This is a genomic window from Exiguobacterium sp. s150 (genome assembly GCF_018618435.1).
Taxonomy (GTDB): domain Bacteria; phylum Bacillota; class Bacilli; order Exiguobacteriales; family Exiguobacteriaceae; genus Exiguobacterium; species Exiguobacterium alkaliphilum.
The window spans coordinates 1-452 of record NZ_JACSMC010000088.1 but is presented as its reverse complement, the minus strand read 5'-3'; the positions used below and the strand labels follow the sequence as shown (position 1 = coordinate 452).

General features: G+C 62.2%; 1 protein-coding gene. It reads left to right on the top strand.

The features are described 5' to 3' along the window. Positions 1-452: transposase (locus KNP76_RS15675; RefSeq protein ID WP_214845052.1), on the top strand; the 452-nt coding region annotated here is incomplete at both ends.

Sequence of the window (452 nt, the reverse complement as noted above, 5' to 3'; positions counted from 1 at the left end):
GTCGAACAGATCCCCGACGAGGCCTTCGAGCCGTTCTGGCGAACGACGGGCTGCCCGGCCTATCATCCGCGCATGATGATGAAGATCGTCCTTTGCGCCTACACGCAGTCCGCTTTCTCGGGCCGAAAGATCGAAGGCCTACTCAAGGACAGCCTTCGGATGATGTGGCTCGCCCAGGGCCACGAGCCGAGTTATCGGACGATCAACCGTTTCCGCGTCCACCCGGCCGTCGCCCCGATCCTGAAGGCCGCGTTCGTCGCCTTCAGATGCCATCTCGTCGAGACCGGCGAGATCGACGAGGAGGCAATCTTCATCGACGGCACGAAGATCGAGGCGAACGCCAACCGTTATACGTTCGTCTGGCGGAGGGCGGTCGAGCGATACAGCGCCGCGCTCGTCGAGAAGTCGAACCAACTGTACGACGAACTGATGGCCGACCAGGTCATCCCCGA